This is a genomic window from Pantoea sp. S18 (genome assembly GCF_045689705.1).
GTDB lineage: Bacteria > Pseudomonadota > Gammaproteobacteria > Enterobacterales > Enterobacteriaceae > Pantoea > Pantoea symbiotica.
In genome coordinates this window covers 385,948-404,646 of sequence record NZ_CP142689.1, presented here as the reverse complement: position 1 = coordinate 404,646, position 18,699 = coordinate 385,948, and the positions used below count along the sequence as shown (strand labels likewise).

At 53.6% G+C, this 18,699-nt stretch carries 16 protein-coding genes; 5 read left to right on the top strand and 11 right to left on the bottom strand.

All coding sequences use genetic code 11. The annotated features are described in order from the left end of the window. Window positions 1–211: 211 nt before the first annotated feature. Window positions 212–1,420: an alpha-hydroxy acid oxidase gene (locus tag VIJ98_RS21720; protein WP_323271447.1), complete on the top strand. Its 1,209-nt coding sequence runs from the start codon at window positions 212–214 to the stop codon at window positions 1,418–1,420. A gap of 31 nt (window positions 1,421–1,451) precedes the next feature. Here VIJ98_RS21720 and arnF read toward each other — a convergent pair whose 3' ends face one another. From arnF to arnB, 7 genes are read right to left on the bottom strand one after another with little or no spacing between them, the layout of a single operon-like run. Then, a complete protein-coding gene (gene arnF, locus VIJ98_RS21715; protein ID WP_154191366.1) occupies window positions 1,452–1,817 on the bottom strand; it encodes a 4-amino-4-deoxy-L-arabinose-phosphoundecaprenol flippase subunit ArnF in 366 nt (121 codons plus the stop codon). Next, window positions 1,814–2,134, bottom strand: a complete 321-nt coding sequence (gene arnE / locus VIJ98_RS21710; RefSeq protein ID WP_154191368.1) for a 4-amino-4-deoxy-L-arabinose-phosphoundecaprenol flippase subunit ArnE — start codon at window positions 2,132–2,134, stop codon at window positions 1,814–1,816. Before arnE ends, arnF begins: the two co-directional genes overlap by 4 nt. After that, window positions 2,131–3,792, bottom strand: a complete 1,662-nt coding sequence (gene arnT, locus VIJ98_RS21705) for a lipid IV(A) 4-amino-4-deoxy-L-arabinosyltransferase (RefSeq protein ID WP_323271446.1) — start codon at window positions 3,790–3,792, stop codon at window positions 2,131–2,133. Before arnT ends, arnE begins: the two co-directional genes overlap by 4 nt. An 18-nt stretch (window positions 3,793–3,810) precedes the next feature. Then, the gene (gene arnD, locus VIJ98_RS21700; protein ID WP_323271445.1) at window positions 3,811–4,695 is read right to left on the bottom strand and encodes a 4-deoxy-4-formamido-L-arabinose-phosphoundecaprenol deformylase; all 885 of its coding nucleotides are present in this window, start codon (window positions 4,693–4,695) and stop codon (window positions 3,811–3,813) included. Next, window positions 4,692–6,671, bottom strand: a complete 1,980-nt coding sequence (arnA, locus tag VIJ98_RS21695) for a bifunctional UDP-4-amino-4-deoxy-L-arabinose formyltransferase/UDP-glucuronic acid oxidase ArnA (protein WP_323271444.1) — start codon at window positions 6,669–6,671, stop codon at window positions 4,692–4,694. Before arnA ends, arnD begins: the two co-directional genes overlap by 4 nt. Next, window positions 6,668–7,654, bottom strand: a complete 987-nt coding sequence (arnC, locus tag VIJ98_RS21690; protein ID WP_008107434.1) for an undecaprenyl-phosphate 4-deoxy-4-formamido-L-arabinose transferase — start codon at window positions 7,652–7,654, stop codon at window positions 6,668–6,670. The genes arnA and arnC overlap by 4 nt, the downstream gene beginning before the upstream one ends. A 1-nt stretch (window position 7,655) precedes the next feature. Beyond that, window positions 7,656–8,792 carry a UDP-4-amino-4-deoxy-L-arabinose aminotransferase gene (gene arnB / locus VIJ98_RS21685; protein WP_323271443.1) on the bottom strand — a complete coding sequence of 379 codons (1,137 nt, stop codon included), beginning with the start codon at window positions 8,790–8,792 and terminating at the stop codon, window positions 7,656–7,658. A 402-nt stretch (window positions 8,793–9,194) separates the two neighbouring features. Here arnB and VIJ98_RS21680 point away from each other — a divergent pair, with 402 nt between their 5' ends. The 4 genes from VIJ98_RS21680 to VIJ98_RS21665 all read left to right on the top strand — a co-directional run bounded on the left by VIJ98_RS21680 (window position 9,195) and on the right by VIJ98_RS21665 (window position 13,381). Beyond that, window positions 9,195–9,404: a hypothetical protein gene (locus VIJ98_RS21680; protein ID WP_008107438.1), complete on the top strand. Its 210-nt coding sequence runs from the start codon at window positions 9,195–9,197 to the stop codon at window positions 9,402–9,404. 138 nt (window positions 9,405–9,542) lie between these two features. Continuing rightward, window positions 9,543–10,310 (top strand): A24 family peptidase, encoded by a 768-nt coding sequence (locus tag VIJ98_RS21675; RefSeq protein WP_154157147.1) that lies wholly within the window; start codon window positions 9,543–9,545, stop codon window positions 10,308–10,310. Between the two features lie 206 nt (window positions 10,311–10,516). Further along, window positions 10,517–11,902 (top strand): diaminobutyrate--2-oxoglutarate transaminase, encoded by a 1,386-nt coding sequence (locus tag VIJ98_RS21670; protein WP_036649212.1) that lies wholly within the window; start codon window positions 10,517–10,519, stop codon window positions 11,900–11,902. 12 nt (window positions 11,903–11,914) lie between these two features. Next, window positions 11,915–13,381 (top strand): aspartate aminotransferase family protein, encoded by a 1,467-nt coding sequence (locus tag VIJ98_RS21665; RefSeq protein ID WP_323271442.1) that lies wholly within the window; start codon window positions 11,915–11,917, stop codon window positions 13,379–13,381. A gap of 67 nt (window positions 13,382–13,448) precedes the next feature. Here the strand turns inward: VIJ98_RS21665 and VIJ98_RS21660 are convergent, their stop codons facing one another. The 4 genes from VIJ98_RS21660 to VIJ98_RS21645 all read right to left on the bottom strand — a co-directional run bounded on the left by VIJ98_RS21660 (window position 13,449) and on the right by VIJ98_RS21645 (window position 18,690). After that, complete coding sequence (locus VIJ98_RS21660; protein ID WP_323271800.1) at window positions 13,449–14,459, bottom strand: HAD family hydrolase; 1,011 nt, start codon at window positions 14,457–14,459, stop codon at window positions 13,449–13,451. Continuing rightward, the gene (locus VIJ98_RS21655) at window positions 14,459–15,751 is read right to left on the bottom strand and encodes an anaerobic sulfatase maturase (RefSeq protein ID WP_323271441.1); all 1,293 of its coding nucleotides are present in this window, start codon (window positions 15,749–15,751) and stop codon (window positions 14,459–14,461) included. Before VIJ98_RS21655 ends, VIJ98_RS21660 begins: the two co-directional genes overlap by 1 nt. Window positions 15,752–15,805: 54 nt before the next feature. Further along, complete coding sequence (locus VIJ98_RS21650) at window positions 15,806–17,392, bottom strand: arylsulfatase (RefSeq protein ID WP_323271440.1); 1,587 nt, start codon at window positions 17,390–17,392, stop codon at window positions 15,806–15,808. Window positions 17,393–17,496: 104 nt separating this feature from the next. Then, complete coding sequence (locus tag VIJ98_RS21645; protein WP_008107472.1) at window positions 17,497–18,690, bottom strand: OmpP1/FadL family transporter; 1,194 nt, start codon at window positions 18,688–18,690, stop codon at window positions 17,497–17,499. Window positions 18,691–18,699: the final 9 nt, after the last annotated feature.

Sequence of the window (18,699 nt, the reverse complement as noted above, 5' to 3'; positions counted from 1 at the left end):
GGTGTTTTTATTTTGATGGAATTTCATCAGGGGGAGGTTTTATTTAGGCAGGATTCATCACGGTAATTAAAAAGGTCGCCATGAATGGCGACCTTACGTGTGCGGTGATATTAACTCCGTAGGGTCGCCATTTATGGCGACCGTCTATATGCATTTCGCGCATTAACATTGCCGAATTATAGATTTGTAAAATCCCCCTCGTGCAATAGCATTGATTTCTTTGCTTTTCCCCTACCGTCTCGCCAACTGGATCATCACCTTCATGCGCAATATGCAGTCGCGTTGCCTATCCCTGAACGACTTCGAGAAGTACGCCAAACGTCATCTACCGCATCCGCTGTTCGCCTATGTTTCTGGCGGCGTCGAGGACAATATCGCGCTGCGCAACACGCTGGCATCTTATGCGCGCTACAGCCTGATCCCGGAAAACATGGTGGATGTGTCGCAGCGCAACATCGGGGTTGAGCTGTTTGGGCAAAGCTACGCGGCACCGGTTGGCATCGCGCCGATGGGCATCTCGGCGTTAACCGGTTTTGATGGCGATTGCACGCTGGCACGCGCGGCGAAAGAGAAGAAAGTGCCGTTTATCATGAGCGGCTCCTCGCTGACGCGGCTGGAAGATGTGGCGCAAGTGAATCCCGATATGTGGTTTCAGGCCTATCTGCCGAAAACGCTGGAGGAGATCGATGCGCTGATCGATCGCGTTAAGCGTGCCGCGATTCCGGTGCTAGTGATCACCGTGGACACGCCAGTTAAAGCTAATCGGGAAAATAACGTGCGCGCCGGATTCGCCACGCCGTTCCGTCCTAACCTGAAGTTGGCGTGGCAAGGCATCACGCATCCGCGCTGGTTGACCGGAACACTGCTAAAGACGCTGTTGAAAAGCGGTATGCCCTATTTTGAGAACAATCATGCGCAGCGTGGCGCGCCGCTGTTCTCGAAAAATGCGGTGCGAGATTTCAGCGGACGCAGCCACTTAACCTGGCAGCATATCGAACATATCCGCGCACGCTGGCCGGGCGCGATGGTGATCAAAGGCATTCTCAGCCGTAACGATGCGCTGCGCTGTAAAGCCATCGGCATCGACGGGATTGTGGTGTCCAATCATGGTGGACGACAGCTGGATACGGTGATTCCGCCGCTTTATGTGCTGCCGGAAATCGTTGCAGCAGCGGGTGAAATGACGGTGATGTTTGATAGCGGAATTCGACGCGGCACCGACGCCATCAAAGCTATCGCGCTGGGCGCAAAAGCCTGCTTTGTCGGGCGGCCATTTAATTATGCTTGCGCGGTCGGCGGTTTAGCGGGCGTAAATTTGGCCATCGATTTGATTACCAGCGAGGTTAGCCGCGATTTAGGCATGTTAGGCGCGGCTTCACTGGCGGATTTAGGGGAGAAGCATTTGCGGTTGGTTGGTTGATGGTCGCCATGAATGGCGACCCTACGGACAATCATTGCTTGCGCGGCAGCGAAACCAGCAGCAAGCCAAACACAATCAGCACCACGCCGGCAAAGCTGCTCCAGCGGAAGGTTTCCCCTAATATTGGCAAGGAAATCGCCGCCAGCCACACCAGTACATAACTCAAACTGAGCAGCGGATAGAGCCGATTAAGCGGCAGATGGCGCAGCGCCAACATCCAGCACAACATCGACAGCGCGTAAGCGCCAAGGCCCATCGCCAACAGAAGCAGCGGTTTGATGTGCTGCAAACTGAGCAATGCGCTCAACGGCGGGAAATCCAGCATCGCCATTCGCAGCACCAGCTGCGCCAGCGATACCAGCAACACGCTGCACAGCGCCAGCATCACGCCTTTCATAGATGACTTCCCATTAACGCCACACCGGCAACAATCGCCAGCGTGCCAATCCACTGCTGTAGGCTGTAGGTTTCGCGCCAGATCAGCCGTGCGGCGATAGCTACCAACACAAAGTTAAGACTCAGCATCGGATATGCCACGCTCACCGGTACCACGCGCAATACCGCCAGCCACAGCAACATGCCGATACCCAGCAGCATGATGCTCAGCGCCAGCCAAAGCATCCCCTTTTTGATACCGAGATGAGCCGCCTGCTTCTGACACAGCTGGGCGGCACAGCTCAGCACGCTAACCAGTAAAATCAGCAACAGATTCATGGTTTAGCATCGTAGCCGTAATAAACCAGGCGGCCCTGACGATAGACGTCATCCGGTTCCGGCAGGTTTTTATCCGGCGTTTTGTCGCTGGAATTCATCATCAACACCAATGAAACCTTGCCCTGACGGCGATGCACGCGCAGCCAGTCGGCAAAGTTATCCGCATCAATATAGTGTGACTGCGCATCCGGATAGCTCAGGCCGTATTGCAACTCACCTTTGGCATCATAGAAATTGATGTCGCTGCGCTGCAGTTCCCAGGCCACCGCCGATGCCACGCCAGGATTGTTGGCCAGCAGATAACGACTATCCGCCAGCTGATCGTGCACCGCGCTGACAAAACTCTGCGGCTGCTTGGAGTCGCGCACCTTTTGCGGAATAGCAAAGCCGACCAACAACGCCAGCGCCAGCGGACAAAGCGCGGCTAACTGCCAGCGACCGTTCTCCGGCTTGCGGCTCAGCCAGCCCATCACGCCCCATCCGATAAAGGAGAGCGCCGCACAGATTACGCCAACAATCTCTTCGCTGCTATAAACCGGACGATGCGAAATGCCCCACGGAGCTAGCACCACCAGTAACACGATTGCGGCAATCGCACCGAACAGCAGGTTGATCCAGCCATTCACTTTCAGCGCTTTGATCACCTGCGCCGAACCGCTGTGTGCGTAATGCGCCATCAGCAGCGCCAGCGGCGCGAAGCACGGCAAAATGTAGGTCGGCAATTTGCCTTTAGCGATACTGAAAAACAGCAGCGGCAGCAGCACCCAGCTCAGCAAATAGATCGGTCCGGCTTGCTGACTGCGCTGACGCCACGCGCCAACCAGCGATCCCGGCAGCAGCGCCAGCCAAGGCAAACAGCCCGCCAGCAGCACCGGAATGTAATACCAGAATGGCGCTTTGTGTTGTGCATCCGACTCGGCGAAACGCTGAATATGCTCGACCCAGAAGAAGTAGTGCCAGAAATCCCCTTCCTGCTGATTAATCGCCAGCGCCCATGGCGTGCTGAGCAGCACAGCAACCACAATTGTCAGCGGTCCCCAACGCAGCAGTTCACCGAAGCGACGTTGCCAAATGGCCCACGGCAGAATCGCCAATACCGGCACCGCCAGCGCGAGAAACCCTTTGGTCATGAAGCCCATCGCGCAGGCCGCGCCCAGCAAAATATAGCCACATAAGCGTTGCCGCGTGGTGCTGGCCTGCGATGCCAGCCAGTAACTGCACATCGCGGCGACCAGCCACAGCATCAGGATCGGATCGAGCACCGCGTAAGTGCCCACGCCGTACACCAGTAGCGAAGTCAGGAAAATAACGCTGCCGGTCAACGCGACTTTGCGGCTGGCGAACATCTGCCTGCCGAGCCAGTAGACCAATACCGCGCTCAAGGTGGTGCTTAAAATCGATCCGGCGCGCACGCCAAAATTAGTGTGACCAAACAGCCATTGGCCGATGTTATTGACCCAATATCCGGCTATCGGTTTTTCGAAGTAGCGGAGGTCAAAGAAATGCGGCACCACCCAATTGCCGCTGAACAGCATTTCACGACTGATTTCAGCGTAGCGGGTTTCGTCCGGCTGCCATAAGGCGCGAAACTCAATCGGGATCAGGTAAAAAAGCGCGAAGAGCGCGATGAGTAATGCGGTTTTAGTGCCTGTACGCATCCGTGGTTCCTGTAGATATTAACGCTGGCAGCCTAGCCAGCCTTCGCGTCCGGGAATATGCCCGCGCACGATGTTGCCCTGTGGCAGCGTAGAGAGATCGTCGGGTAACAAGGCGCTGAGTGGACAAAACTCAATGTCCTGCTCTTCTGCACGTCTAAGCAGATCTGCGAACGCCTTAAGTCCGACAATCCCTTCTACTTCGGCATGAATGGTATAGACCGGCGAACCCGTTGCAGCATGAATCTGCTCGAGAATGAAGTCGTTGAAACCTTCCGCGCTTACCGATTGTCCCACCACTTCATCCCAGGTGGGCAAGGTCACCGGAATTTGTACCGTGCCGATACTGCCATCGCTAAGAATGGGCAGAAATGGGCCCGTTCCACGGCAGTCGCTGTTGTAGCTAAAGCCAAACTGCTGCTTGGCAGCCACTACGCGACCGTCTGCCCGCCAACCCGCCACGGCTGAACAAGTGACATTGTCACCAATGATCTCTTCTAACGCTTGTTTCCCACGTGCTATCTGCTCAACCAGTTTCTCTTGCGGCCACACGCCCGCCCAGGTTTGCCAGGCAAAGTGATCCCAGGCATGCAAACCGACTTCGTGATGATCGGCGGTGGCGCTGATGATCTCCTCCAAACCGCGACCAATTTCCCGTCCCGGCCACGCAGTGCCGGCCAGCAAGATATCCCAGCCGTAAAGAGATGCTGCGCGCGAACGCAGCATTTTCCACAGGAAGCGCGGTTTTAACAGGCGCCACAAGTGGCGCCCCATATTGTCCGGTCCAACACTGAAGAAAAAACTGGCCTGCAGCTGATGCAGACTGAATTGCTCCAGTAGCGCCGGCACCCCGAATTGGGTGCCGCGCCAGGTATCTACATCGACGCGCAAACCTACTTTTTTCATGGCTTATCCTGCAGCTCAACGGTGCGCAGGAAGAAATCCAGCGTGTTATCGATGGTGGTATCCATCTCGACGGTTGGCGTCCAGTCCAGCAGACGACGCGCATTTTTGATCGACGGCTTGCGGTGTTCCACGTCCTGATAACCTTTACCGTAATAGCTGCTGCTTTCTACCTCACGGAATCCAGAAAATGGCGGGAAGTTGCTGCGCAGCGGATGACGTTCAAAACTCGCCAGCAGACGCTCGGCCAACTCTTTGATGCTGGCTTCGTTATCCGGATTACCGATGTTAACGATCTGACCATCGCAGTTATTCTGCTTGTTCTCAATGATGCGGAACAGCGCTTCAATGCCGTCACGAATATCGGTGAAGCAACGCTTCTGTGCGCCGCCATCGATCAGCTTAATCGGTGAACCTTCTACCAGATTGAGTATCAGCTGTGTGATAGCACGCGAACTGCCGATACGTGCGGCGTTCAGGTTATCGAGGCGCGGTCCCATCCAGTTAAACGGACGGAACAGGGTAAAGCGCAGCCCTTCTTTCTCACCGTAAGCCCAAATCACACGGTCCAGCAGCTGCTTAGAAACGGAGTAGATCCAGCGCTGTTTATTGATCGGCCCAACAACCAGATTCGAGTGATCCTCATCGAAATGTTTGTCAGTACACATGCCGTACACTTCGGAGGTCGATGGGAAAATGATGCGCTTTTTGTATTTCACGCAGTCACGAATGATTTTGAGGTTCTCTTCAAAATCGAGTTCGAACACGCGCAGCGGATTGCGGGTGTACTCAATCGGCGTGGCAATCGCCACCAATGGCAGCACCACATCGCACTTCTTAATGTGATACTCGATCCATTCTGAGTGAATGCTGATGTCGCCTTCGACAAAGTGGAAGCGCGGCTGATCGAGGAAACGGCTGATGGCATCAGAACCGATGTCTAAACCGTATACTTCAAAGTTATCATCCTGCAGCAGACGCTCAGTGAGGTGGTTACCGATAAAGCCGTTCACGCCGAGGATCAGCACGCGCGTACGACGTTTTACCGCTGCCACCGGCTGAGAATAGAGCAATGCGCCCTTCACCATGCCGAGGTTTTGCGCCAGCTGGCTGCCGTTCATGAAGACGCCGTTATCGCTTTGACCGGTCATCACTTCCAGCGCACCTTCACCGCAGGCGATGAGGAACGGCTCAACAGACAATACGGTGCCCGGTTTGGCGTGGTGATCAACGTTATGCACGCGGCTTTTCCACACCACGAATTTCACCGTGCCAGCGAAGGCAAACGCGCCCGGCCACGGATAAGTTACGGCACGCACCAGGTTGTTGACCGTCTGCGCCGGGGCTTCCCATTTGATGCGACCATCTTCCGGTGTGCGACGACCAACAACCGTAGCTTCACTTTCGTTTTGTGGCGTGGTGACGATATCGCCACGTTTCACTCCCGGCAACGCGTTGTTCAGGACTTCGGTGGCGCAGGCCACCAGTTTGCGATGCAGTGTTAATGCGTTGTCCTGCTCGTCAATCGCGACGCGCTGTTGCGCCACGATGTCACCGGCATCGGCGCGTTTCACCATGCGGTGCAAGGTTACGCCGGTTTCGGTTTCGCCATTGACCAGCACCCAATTCAGCGGTGCGCGGCCACGGTATTTAGGCAGCAGCGAACCGTGCAGGTTAAAAGCACCCAGTTTTGCGCAGCTGAGAATGCTGTCGTTCAGCAAAGCACGATAATAGAAGGAGAAGATGTAATCCGGCGCCATGGTTTTAATGCGGTCGACCCACAACGGATGATTCACATCTTCCGGCGCATAGACCGGAATGCCCTGCTCAGCGGCTAAACGCGCAACGGAGTCAAAAAAGTGGCTCTCAGTTCCTGTGTCTGAGTGGGTAAAAATAGCGCTGATTTCATAGCCAGCGTTCAGAAGTGCAGAAATACCCGCACAGCCCATTTCGGCGTAGGCGAAGACGACAGTTTTCATTGCTCAATTTCCTGTACAGATGAGGCTTTTTGCTGTGGGTGTATCACACGTTGGATGAAGTAGCGCGGACGGGCGCGTACGTCGTTGTAAATGCGGCCGATGTATTCGCCGAGTAACCCCATGCCGATAAACTGCGCACCGACAAAAATAAACAGCACGGCGAATAGCAGGAACACGCCATCGCCGGCCCAGGCGGCGCCGAGGAACAGACGCAGCACAATCAGAATCAGCGAGAAGGCAAAACCGGCCAGCGCAATCAGGCTGCCGACGATACTCAGCAGACGCAGCGGCGTGGTGGTGAGGCAAGTCACCAGGTCATACATCAGGTTAATCAGCCGCATAAAGCTGTATTTTGAATCGCCAAACTCGCGCTCGGCATGCGCCACCGGCAGCTCAATGGTGCGGCGCGCAAAGGTGTTAGCGAGGATGGGAATAAAGGTGCTGCGTTCGTGGCAGTTCAGCATCGCATCAACAATATGACGGCGATAAGCGCGCAACATGCAGCCGTAATCGCCCATCGCTTTGCCAGTCACGCGCTGAATCAGGTGATTGATGGTGCGTGAGGCGCGACGACGGAACCAGCTGTCCTGGCGGTTCTGACGCACGGTGCCCACCACGTCATAACCCTGCTGCGCCGCTTTCACCAGGTTCGGGATCTCTTCCGGCGGGTTTTGCAGATCGGCGTCCAGCGTGATGATCAAATCGCCGCTCACGTGGCTAAAGCCCGCCATGATCGCCGAGTGCTGGCCGTAATTACGATTGAGTAACACGCCAACCACATGGCTGCCCGGCATATCCGCAGCGTCGGCAATCATCTCGCCCGAGCGATCGCTGCTGCCGTCATCAACCAGCAGAATCTCGTACTCCAGACCTAATTCCGCGCAGGCCGCATCGGTACGACGTACTAATTCCGGCAGGCTCTCCTCTTCGTTGTACACCGGGATCACCACGGAGACTTTACGAATGGCTTTTTCTTCCAACATGTCAAACTCCAGCGATCTGACGCAATGCGCTAATGACGCGCGTGACATCTTCGTCGCGCATATCAGGGAACAACGGGATTGAGCAAATGCGATCGCTATTCCATTCGGTGTGCGGCAGTGAGAGCTGCGGATAGCGTTCGCGGTAATATTTGTGAGTGTGTGCAGCACGGAAATGCAGGCCGGTGCCGATATCCTGCGCTTTAAGTGTTTCCATTAATGCATCACGGGTAATGCCGCATTGCGCTTGATCGACACGAATAATGAACAGATGCCACGCGTGCTGATGCGACCATTCTGGCTGCGTCAGCGGCAGAAACGGCGTATCCGCCAGTTCGGTGAGATAACGTTGTGCAATCGCCGCGCGGCGTTCATTGATGGCGGGCAGTTTTTTCAGTTGCACCAATGCAATGGCGGCGCTGATATCCGGCAAGTTGTATTTGAAGCCCGGCATGATCACTTCCGCCTGCGGCTTGCGGCCATGCGTGTGGCGATCGTACGCATCGACGCCGAGGCCGTGGAATTTCAGGCTGCGCATGCGGTCTGCCAATGCTGCATCATCGGTCACAATCAAGCCACCTTCGGCGCAGGTCATGTTTTTGATGGCGTGGAAGGAGAAGATCGCCGTGCCTTCATGACCAACGTGCTTGCCTTTGTAGTAGCAGCCCGCAGCGTGGGCGGCGTCTTCAATCACCGGAATGCCATGACGCTCACCGATGGCGCGGATGGCATCCAAATCGGCTGGGGCGCCCGCGTAATGCACCGGAATGATGGCGCGCGTGTGCGGCGTGATCGCTGCTTCAATCTGCTCCGGCGTCACCATTAAGGTGTCGCGATCGATATCGATCATCACCGGCGTCGCACCGAGCAGCGTAATGATGTTAATGGTGGAAACCCAGGTCAGAGACGGCGTGATCACTTCATCGCCGGGCTGAATATTCAGTGCCAGCAGCGTGACATGCATCCCTGCCGTGGCGGAACTGACGGCAATCGCATGCTGATTACCGGTGAGCAGGCAAAAAGCCTCTTCCAGTTCAGCATTCTTTGGACCCGTCGTAATCCAGCCTGATTCAAATACTGCTTTTACCGCAGCCAACTCTTCCTCGCCCAACGATGGGCGCGAAAATGGAAGGAAAGTCATAAGATTACCTTAACGTTTAACGCCTTGAGTTTCCTGCATCAGGACCATGTAAAAATTTGCAATCGATTAATACCACAACAACATTAAGTAACTTGCTGTTTAAACGTAGGTTAAACCGTACAAATTTGACAGCACAAACTGTTAACTTCTTTGAGCTCTTTAAAAAAACATAAGTAGGGCTTTTTTATCGCCTGAGGAAACAAGATACGCAGGAAAACTTAACCCAACATTAAATGGCTGAAACACAAGCTGGCTTTTTTCTTAAATGTTGAAGTTTGGTAGAAGAAAGTAGGCATGAAAAAGCTGTGGATAATTAACTATACTCTTCTTAAGGTTATGTTAAGGTTCAGACCCGAGACTATGTCCGGTTTTGGCTAATAAACGCTAAGTGGAGGAGTGGCAATGAGAACTGATAATGACCGACTGTCACAGGCTGCTTTGCGCCGTCATCACATTGGGATTAAAACCAAAGGGCTGCGCTATCGCGGCGATCTCTATGTGTTTCGATTTAATGCCGGGCAATATGATGTCTACCTGAATAACGACCACGTTATGTCTCTGGCGACCAGCAATGTGCAGGAAGCGATTCAGATGTTTAAGCAGCAGTCTTAATTCCCACTCTCCTTAATTATGGAGCCCGCTCTGCACTTTTGATGTAACCCGATGTAATGACCTCTTTCCTCTCGCACTGATATCCGCTTCGGCATATTGTCTCGCCATGACAATCCAGGAAGGTGCGAGGTATTGGCAATGGCATGCATATATTGGTTAAGTGGTGGATTAATCGGCTTGATGATGGGCAGCTTTATCAATGTGGTGATCTATCGATTGCCGCTGCAATTAATACATCCTGAATCATCCCAAAATCTGTTCTATCCCTCTTCTCACTGTCCACGATGTAAAAAAAGAGTGCGCTGGGGCGACAATATTCCCGTCCTAAGTTGGCTGTTGCTACGCGGTAAATGTCGATATTGCCAATGCGCCATCAGCAGGCGTTATCCACAGGTGGAGATAATTTCTGCACTTTTCACCTTGCTGCTGATGTGGCTTATACCGGTAAATCTTCATTTGTTGGGTGCGCTTATTCTGTTCTGGGCATTAACGGCATTAGTTTTTATCGACCTCGACCATTTCCTTTTACCCGACGCGATCACATTGCCATTACTTTGGACTGGGCTGTTTTTCAAAGCGATGGAGTGGCTACCTGGTTCATTGCATGAAGCGGTATTCGGTGCAATCGCAGGATACAGCTTATTGTGGGCACTATCTTTTTTATATCAGTGGATTAAAGGAGTTGAGGCGCTGGGAATGGGGGATGCAAAACTGCTGGCGGCGATGGGCGCCTGGTTGGGCTGGCCTCTTATACCGTCAGTGCTTTTGCTGGCATCGGGCGGTGCTATTTTATGTGTTTTGATTTCCAGAATTGGCTGGCAGCGAGATATCAATCAAGCCATTGCCTTTGGTCCGTGGATCGCCTTAGCGGCTATAAGTCTCTTTATTCATTCGATTATTTTTTAACCACCCCGACAGCGGTGCGAAATTAAGTGGCCAATTTCTGGCCAACGCCCTGATTCATATATGGAAAGAGTAAACAAATCTAAACAAAATTAATCATTGTGATGTAGGTCAAAAGGCTCTATATTGGCCGCGTTTTTTCACAGCTGTTACTTTTTTGTTCAATTAGTCAATTGGCGAGCCTCACGTGCCCCGGTTGAAGGAGAGATATGATGACGGATAAAGTCCGTATTGATAGTTTTGGTGCCAATGCATTCAACGGAAACAACGACGCATTCTTAGCCCGTCAGGCCGAGTTTGAATCTAACGTCAGGAGTTACCCGCGCAAACTGCCTTTAGCCATCGCTAAAGCCCATGGCGTGTGGATTACAGATGTTGAGAATAAACAATATCTTGACTGTCTGGCTGGCGCAGGGACGCTGGCACTGGGTCACAACCATCCTGATGTTCTCCAGAGCATACAAAATGTCATTACCAGCGGCTTGCCGTTACATACTCTTGATCTGACAACACCACTGAAAGATCAATTCTCTGAGTCTTTGCTCTCGCTGCTGCCAGGCCAGGGTAAAGATTATTGCCTGCAGTTCACCGGTCCTTCGGGTGCTGATGCAGTAGAAGCCGCACTGAAACTGGCGAAGAAAGCCACTGGCCGTAGCGGCGTGATCAGCTTCTCTGGCGGTTACCACGGTATGACGCACGGCGCACTGTCCGTTACCGGCAACCTGGCACCGAAAGAAGCGGTTGATGGCATGATGCCAGAAGTGCAGTTCATGCCTTATCCGCATCAATACCGTTGCCCGCTGGGTATCGGTGGTGAAGCTGGAGTGAAAGCGCTGACCTACTACTTCGACAACCTGATCAACGACGTGGAAAGCGGCGTGCGCAAGCCAGCTGCAGTCATCCTCGAAGCTGTTCAGGGCGAAGGCGGTGTAAACCCAGCTCCGGCTGAGTGGCTGCAGCGCATCCGTAAAGTGACCCAGGAACACGGCATTCTGCTGATCCTCGACGAAGTTCAGGCTGGCTTTGCCCGTACCGGCAAATTCTTCGCCTTTGAACACGCAGGCATCGAGCCAGACATCATCGTTATGTCTAAAGCAGTGGGCGGCGGTCTGCCACTGGCTGTGCTGGGCATCAAAAAGCAGTTCGACGTTTGGTCACCGGGTCATCACACCGGCACCTTCCGTGGCAACCAGCTGGCGATGGCGACCGGCCTGACCACGCTGAAAATCCTCAAAGAGCAGGATATCGCGGGCAAAGTTGCCGCGCAGGGTGAATGGCTGAAACAGCAGCTGGCTGCGATGCAGAAACGCTTCCCGGTAATTGGTCATATTCGTGGTCTCGGCATGATGATCGGTATTGAGATCGTTAAACCGAATGAAGCGGCCGATCACATGGGCAGCTTCCCGGCTGACGGCGAGCTCTCTGCGCTGCTGCAGAAGAAGTGCTTCGAAGCAGGTCTGATTCTGGAGCGCGGTGGCCGTCATGGCGCAGTGTTGCGTCTGCTGCCTTCACTGCTGATCACCAACGATGAGCTGGCGATTTTCCTGGATAAATTTGAGCAGGCGCTGATTGGCGCTGGCGTCAAACCTGTTTGATTGGAAGAGTAAATGTCTGAAGTAAACCCGATTCTGGCCGCCTCTGCACAGAGCATTGAGGCGTACCAGCAGGCGATTGCCCAGAGCAGCGCCGCGGTTGTGCAGTGGCTGCAACAGCCTGAGATGTATCAAGGCAAAACCGTTGCCGAACTGCGCGAGCGTATCACGCTCGACTTCAATCCAAACGGCCTGGGTAACCAGGCCGCGATTGAACGCGCGATTGAATATTTCCTGAAAGACAGTCTTTCAGTGCATCACCCACAATGTGTGGCGCATCTGCACTGCCCTAGCCTGGTGGTAAGCCAGGCGGCAGAAGTGCTGATCAATGCCACTAACCAGAGTATGGATTCGTGGGATCAGAGCCCTTCTGCCACCATCATTGAGATCAAACTGATCGAATGGCTGCGTGCGCAAGTGGGTTATCCGGCTGGCGACGCAGGTGTGTTCACCAGCGGCGGCACCCAGAGCAACCTGATGGGCCTGATGCTGGCGCGCGATGCCTTCTATCAGCGCCAGGGCCACTCGGTGCAGCAGCACGGTATCACTGGCGATCTGCGTAAGATCAAAGTGCTGTGCTCTGAAAACGCGCACTTCTCTGTACAGAAGAACATGGCGCTGCTTGGCCACGGCTATCAGTCTGTGGTGCAGGTGAAGTCTGATGAATTCGCCCGTATGGATGTGTCAGACCTGAAAGGCAAACTGGCACAGGCCGAAGCTAACGGCGAACAGATTCTGGCGATCGTTGCGACCGCCGGTACCACCGATGCAGGTGCTATCGATCCGCTGCGTGAAATTACCGGTATCGCTGCCGAGCACAACATCTGGGTACACGTTGATGCAGCATGGGGCGGCGCGCTGTTGCTGTCCGAGAAGTATCGCGACTACCTTGACGGCCTGGATCTGGTGGATTCCGTCACTTTGGACTTCCACAAACAATACTTCCAGACCATCAGCTGTGGTGCATTCCTACTGAAAGACGAGCGTCATTATGAGCTGATGCGCTATCAGGCGGCTTATCTGAACTCAGAGTTTGACGAAGAAGCCGGCGTACCGAATCTGGTATCCAAATCACTGCAGACCACGCGTCGTTTCGATGCACTGAAGCTGTGGATGGGCCTGGAAGCGCTGGGTCAGAAACAGTACGCGGCGATCATCGATCACGGCGTAACGCTGGCGCAGGAAGTGGCGAAATATGTCACCTCTGAACCGCGTCTGGAGCTGGTGATGCAGCCTCAGCTGGCTAGCGTGCTGTTCCGCTATCGTCCAGAGCAACTGACCGATACCGCGCAGATTGCCCTGTTCAACCAGCGTATCGGCGATGCGTTGCTGGATTCTGGCCGCGCCAACGTTGGCGTAACCGAGAATCAGGGCGTGACTTGCCTGAAGCTGACCTTGCTGAACCCAACCGTGACGCTCGAGGATGTTAAAGTCCTACTGGCGCTGGTTGAGAAAACGGCGAATCAGCTGCTGAGCGCGTAATCTCGTTCAGCAACAAATGCAGTGATCGAATAAGGGTGCTTGTCAAAGCACCCTTTTTTATTCCGCTCTATTCCCTGCTTTGCCCAACTGCGCATTGCGCAGGGTCAAATACCGTTTTCCAGTCCTGCTTCATATCGACAACCGTCCAGCCATTTTTGGCGGCCAGCTTGAGCCCGTTAACCAGTTTTCCGCTGGCGGAAGGATGCGCATCGTAAGCGTATTCACGCGCCCCATCGGTGTGATGAACCAGCAAACCAAAGGTTTTGTAGGCGGGATTCGCGGAGGTGTATTGCAGCATCGGCACATCGCCATCACTGTTACCGAAAGCGCCAACCGGACGTCGTCCCATAAACAGATGGATAGCAACCGGCTTCATCGCTTCGTCATCATAAAAAGCACCGTTCAGCGTTTTGCGCAGTTGCGTACCGTTGTCCGTGAGCGAAAACTCACTGAGTGAAAATGAACCGACCACTTGTTCCGGCGGAATGCCATACATCTTCTCCGCCAGCACGCGCATAAAATCAATGCCGCCGCCGGAGATAATCCAGGTTTTAAAGCCGTTGGCGCGCAGATAATCCAGCAGTTGGCGCATCGGCTGATAACCCAACTGATCGTAACGACAGCCGAAACGTGCATGACGATGGGTTTCAACCCAATGGCTGACGCGCTGGGCAAAATCATCGGTAGTCATGCCGCTGTGGGTTAGCGTCATCAGCTGGATCAGCCCTTTCTTGCCCGCCTGCATCACGGTTTTCATGTCGTTGTTGATCACCGCTTGCACTAACGCATCGTTTTTCCATTCAGGATGCTCAGGCGCCAGGCGCTTTATCTCATCTAACACAAACTGTAATTGAAAGGTCAGCGGCGCTTCGGGCCACAGCGTGCCGTCGTTATCAAACACCACGTAACGTTGATCAACGGGAATGAAAGCCTTGTCACCCGCTTGCGTGGCGCCCTTTACCCAGCTTTCAATCGCCTGCTTTGATTGACCGTCATTCCAGCTGCTCAGCGGATCCTCAGCAGCTATAGCCGACCCGCAATGAATTGCAATTAACAGGGCAAATAAGGTGCGTTTCATCATGCAGGTTCCACCGTCTTAGGTTGCAACAGCGTGGCGATGCCCACCAGAATCGGCTGCGCATAATCAAAGAATGCCTTGATGCCGGGACAGAGGTAATTCATGCCCAGTTCCCCTTCCTCGCTTCTGACAATGCGGTTTTTCGGGCATTCGCCATAGCAGAGTTTCAGATAGGGACAGCGTTTGCAGGCCGCTGGTAAAGTATCGCGCTTGCCTAAACCAAAGGCTTTTTGTCGTTCGGAAAAGGCCATGTGCGCCAGTTTGGTGCTCTGCACATTGCCTAATTTGTATTCAGGGTAGACGTAGTGATCGCAGGAGAAGATGTCGCCATTTTTCTCAATCGCCAGACCTTTGCCGCAAAACTCTGAGGTGATGCAAATCTGCGCTGGCATGCCCATTGTTTGCGCCACGGCGGTTTCAAACAGGTTGACCTGAACCCGACCCAAATCGTTGTTCACCCACTCTTCAAACACCGCAATCAGGAAGCGGCCCCAATCATCCGGATCGACAGACCAATCGGTAACAATCGAATCGAGGTCGCCGGGACGCGCGCGGCGAGAACCGGTAACCGGAATGGTGTCGTCTTGCCAGAACTGCGGTGCGGTTTGTTTGAAATCCACCGGCTCAACGCAGGGATTGAACTGGATATAAGTGGCACCCAATTCGCGCGTCAGAAAACGGTAAACCTCAAGCGGGAAGCGGGCGTTGGTGCGGTTAACGGTGACTAAGGCATTGAATGGCACGCTATGGCGTTTCAGCGCCGCAACGCCCGCCATCACTTTCTCAAAAGTGGGCTTACCGCTGCGCGTCACGCGGTAGCGATCGTGCAGTTCCGCCGGGCCATCGATTGAAATGCCGACTAAAAAGTTGTGCTGACGCAGAAAGCGCGCCCAGTTGTCATTCAGCAGAATGCCGTTGGTCTGCAGATCGTTTTCAATCCGCTGACCTGGCTTCTGGTATTTCTTCTGCAGCACGACGATTTTTTCGAAATACTCCAACCCCATTAGCGTGGGCTCGCCTCCTTGCCATGAGAACACCACCTGTTCGCCATCCTGGCTGTCGATGTATTGCTTAATGAAGGTTTCGAGCACCTCATCGCTCATGCCGCTGTGACGATCCTGCTCCAGCAGCTGTTCTTTATGCAGGTAAAAACAGTAGTTGCAGTCGATATTGCAACGCGATCCGGTGGGTTTCGCCATCACGTGAAAACGGCGCGTGTAAGCCGGCCCTTTGCCACTGAATTTTTCCGCCGTAGGAAGAGGTTTAACCGGCAACGTTGTGCTGTATTTCATGAACGCCTCCTGAGTACCGGGTGAAGTATTTCACCCGGCATTGTGGTCAGAGCATCAATTGGTAGCCGGACTGCCTTCCTCAATGAGTTTCGACACATCAGAAACGGTGAATGAGCCCGGTTTCTGCCGTGGCGGAAACTCTTTAAAGCTTTGCAGCATTTCAGCGGCATATTTCTGCGCACCGCCGAGCAGGAACAGGCGATCATAGAACCAGTGGTTGTAATCCATGCCATCGGTGCCTTTTTCCAGTGGATCGATTTTCAGGTCGAAAATCAGAGGCACACGTAGTTTGACGAACGGATATTTCCACACATCCATCCCGGTATGTTCCTGGATCATGAAGTGAGCTTTCCAGCGCCCGTAACGCATCGCCAGCAGATCGCCGTCATCACTCCAGTAGAAGAACTCTTTACGCGGATCCTCCTGCGTTTTACCGGTGATGTAATCGAGCTGGTTATAACCATCAAGATGCACTTTGTAGTTCATGGCGCTGGTTTTATAGCCTTTCAGCAACTGCTGTTTGATATCCGGTACGCCCGCTGCTGCCACCAGCGTTGGGAACCAGTCATTACTGCCGACAATGTCGTTGACTAAGGTGCCAGGTTTGATATGTCCCGGCCATTTAATTATCGCCGGTACGCGGAAACCACCTTCCCAGCCGGTGTTTTTCTCACCGCGGAACGGCGTGATACCGGCATCCGGCCAGGTCGCCGTCATTGGCCCGTTATCGGTGGTGTAAACCACAATGGTGTTGTCTTCGATGCCGAGATCTTTAATTTTCTTCAGCACTTCCCCGATAATTTTGTCATGTTCCACCATGCCATCGGCGTAGTCCCCCAATCCGGTCACGCCTTTATCGGCCGGTTTAATATGGGTTTTGTTGTGCATGCGCGTGGTGTTGTACCAGGTGAAGAATGGCTTGTTGGCTTTGACCTGCCGCTCCATGAAGTCGTTGTTAGCTGCCAACGTCTCTTCATCCACGGTTTCCATGCGTTTGATGTTGAGTGGACCGGTATCCTCAATTTTCCCGTCAGCAGTGGATTTGATTACGCCGCGCGGGCCGAACTGTTTCTTGTACTCCGGATCTTGTGGGTAATCCGGGTTCTCCGGTTCCTCTTCGGCATTCAGGTGATAAAGGTTGCCCATGAATTCGTCAAAGCCATGTGCGGTAGGCAGAAACTCATTGCGGTCGCCCAGATGGTTTTTACCAAACTGGCCGGTGGCATAACCGAGTTGCTTGAGGATATTGGCAATAGTGGGATCTTCTTTCTGCAATCCCTGCGGTGCGCCCGGCATGCCCACCTTACTCATCCCGGTACGGAACGGCATCTGCCCGGTTATGAAGGAGGAACGACCGGCAGTAGAACTCTGCTCCGCGTAATAGGAGGTGAACTTCGCGCCTTCGGCAGCGATGCTGTCGATATTCGGCGTTTGATAACCCAACATGCCCTGATTGTACGTACTGAGATTCCAGTAACCGATATCATCGCCGAAGATGACCACAATATTGGGCTTGCCCTTGTTTTGCTCGGGCGCGGTAGAGGGTTGATTGCTGTCCGGCGCGGCTTGTGCACTGAATGAGCAGCAGGCGACAGAGAGCATTGAGGCTAACATCGTTTTGCAAAAAGGCATTCGAGACATTTTGCACTCCACTAAATGGTAGGCCCTTGAACGGCAAGACGAATGTTGTCCGCCAGTAAATGATGCTTACATGCTCATGATCGGATCACCTCCTCGGTTACGGGTTAGAAGTTGCGGTTATAGTTCAGGGCGAAAAAATAGAGTGAAGGATGCTGGTACTCGCCTTGCAATAAAGGTGAGGCAACGCGCGAGCTTTCGATGTAGGCATACTCAAACGCCGCACCGATGCTGCTTTCAGCATCAAGTTGATAACGCGCGCCTACGCCCCAACGCCAGGTATTACCGGAAGGCATGGTCAGCGAGGTATCGTTCTGATTGCGATAAAAGCTGCTGTCAAATGCCACACCGGTATTGAATGTCCAGTCGTCGGTGGGACGGAACTGCGTGCCCAGCGCCACATGCCAGGTGTCGCGCAGACGTTCATTGTCGCCCACGCGATTTTCACCCACCACAATCTGACTATTGCTGTAGGCACTCCAGTCTTGCCAGCCGAGGTCGCCCATTAACGCCCATTGACGGTTCAGATCGTGGTAAAGGCTGAACATCACCTGTTGGGGTGTATTAACGGTGGCTGCGATGGGTAAAGTGTAAGAAGGACTATTAGTGAGTTGGTCTAACTGCACGCTACCATTGATATCAAAGTGATATTTGGTTTCGCTGGTGTAGGTCAAGCCCGCGCGCGTCTCGGGGGTAAATTGATAGATGATGCCGAATTTACTGTTCAACGCCCAATCGTGGTCGGATTGCTCGTTTTCTCCGGTCGCCGTCTGACGTTTCAATTTCAGAAAGCCATAATTAATGCCCAGTCCGAAACCCATTGAAAGCGCATCATTGTATTTCCACGCGACGGATGGCATCAGCGTCATCGCGACTAACGTGCTGTCTTTAATAAGATTATCGCCTGCCCAATCGCCAAAGTGCAGGCCTAATCCATAATTGCCATAAAGACCAATGCCTGCACTTAATTGATCGGTAATCGGCTGGCTGTAGAAAGCGCTAGCTCCAGGAAACCAGCCAATCACATTGCCGGGGCTGTTACCGTTCAGCAGCGCATCATCATTCAAGCCATATTTTGCTCTGCCATAGAGCATCTGGCCGCCAAGGCTCATGGTTTTGCCGGGTAGCAGCGTCATTCCCGCCGGATTGGTGAACAGGGTGGAGGCATCTTGCGCCCGCGCCGCCTGGCCCGCGCCGGCTAAACCTACATCATCAGTGGCTATTTCATACAAATACAAACCACTTGCTTGCGTAGACGCGGTTAAGCACAACAGCAACGCCAGGGAATGGATTCGTTTCATATCCTTTCA